At 43.3% G+C, this 1,377-nt stretch carries 1 protein-coding gene; it reads left to right on the forward strand.

Translation table 11 applies throughout. The features are described 5' to 3' along the window. Positions 1-289: 289 nt before the first annotated feature. Positions 290-1,090, forward strand: a complete 801-nt coding sequence (locus SSCH_RS06225; protein WP_044664715.1) for a sensor histidine kinase — start codon at positions 290-292, stop codon at positions 1,088-1,090. Positions 1,091-1,377 lie beyond the last annotated feature (287 nt).

Below are 1,377 nucleotides of genomic sequence, written 5' to 3' on the forward strand. Positions count from 1 at the left end.
ATCTTTTTTCATTCTTTTGCCCATTTTGTACAGCCCTCAGGCAGGAATACCTTGTTGATGTATCGAAGAAAATCTTTGAGCCACCGTTTCGACATCGGTGGTAACACCTCCTGGAAATGATGATTTGATCGTTGTTGCTTCCAGGAGGTTTTTGTCATTAGTTATGTTTTTTCCTGCCTGTTTGGTTTAAAAAATGCGAATTAATAAAATTTTGCTTTTATACTGCGTTGCTTGCACCGCAAGAACTTAGGCGATCACCTGCGGAGTTTCTGGGGGATCGCTTTCCTGCTTGTTTTTTTTATTGGTAATCTGCTCTATTTGCTTTCACAACTTCCTCGATAAGCCGGAAGTAATTGCTACTGATCTGTTTTTAATAATTGTCATTATACTCGTCTTTATAATAGTTTCTGTTTTTATTTATTTAGCTAGAAATATGTTCCTGATTGCTAAGCAGGGGAAAATCTTAGATATTCAAAACTTTTATATTGAACATTTAAATGAGTTGGTCAGAGTGATCCGGACTCAGAGGCATGATTTTGTCAACCACTTTCAGGTTGTTTATGCCCTGATGAAGACCGGTAAGGGGGAGAAAGCTCAGCAGTATATAGAGGATTTATGCCGGCATGTACGTATTACTGGTGAAATACTGCAGCTTAATGTGTCCGAATTATCAGCACTGCTGCTGGCTAAAGAGGATCTGGCAGTAGACAGGAAAATTCTGTTTAAAATAATTGTTGATTCGAATTTGGATGGGCTAAGTGTTAAGCCGTTGGATCTGATCACAGTGGCAGGCAATCTGCTGGACAATGCCTTTGAGGCTGTGGAAGAATTACCTCTGGAAAAAAGGAATGTGGTGTTTAAGATTTCTGAAACACCGAAATTTTTCGTTTTTCAGACCATCAATCCCGGTTATCTACCAAAAGAAATGCGGGAAAAGATCTTTCAGTTGGGGTTCTCCTCTAAAAAAGGGAATGGCCGGGGAATTGGTTTGGCTTCTGTAAAATCAGTTGTCGAAAAGAATAGCGGTAAGATCATTGTCAGCAGCAGCAAGGATAAGGGAACAAAGTTTACAGTGCTGTTTCCTGTTTAATGCACTGGGGACGGGAGCGACCAAGCCAGGTCGTGACACTCAGTGGGTGGGAATCCCACCGGGCAAGGTTTAGCCAACCACCCGTAGCCAGCCTTGGAGCATAGCTGGTAACAGCTATGTTTAAGCGTAGGCAGGCGAGACAGCGGGCCGAAAGCCGCAAGGTTGAAGGGATTGAGCTTCGAAATAGTGCGAGATGGGAAGGCCGATTCATTCCGTCCTGAAGAAGGCAACATTTCGGCAGGCGATAGAGGCGAGCAGGCCGGAACTTCCCCGGAGTCAAAGACCTT

Origin of the sequence: Syntrophaceticus schinkii (assembly GCF_000946815.1) — a bacterium.
Classification (GTDB): domain Bacteria; phylum Bacillota; class DSM-12270; order Thermacetogeniales; family Thermacetogeniaceae; genus Syntrophaceticus; species Syntrophaceticus schinkii.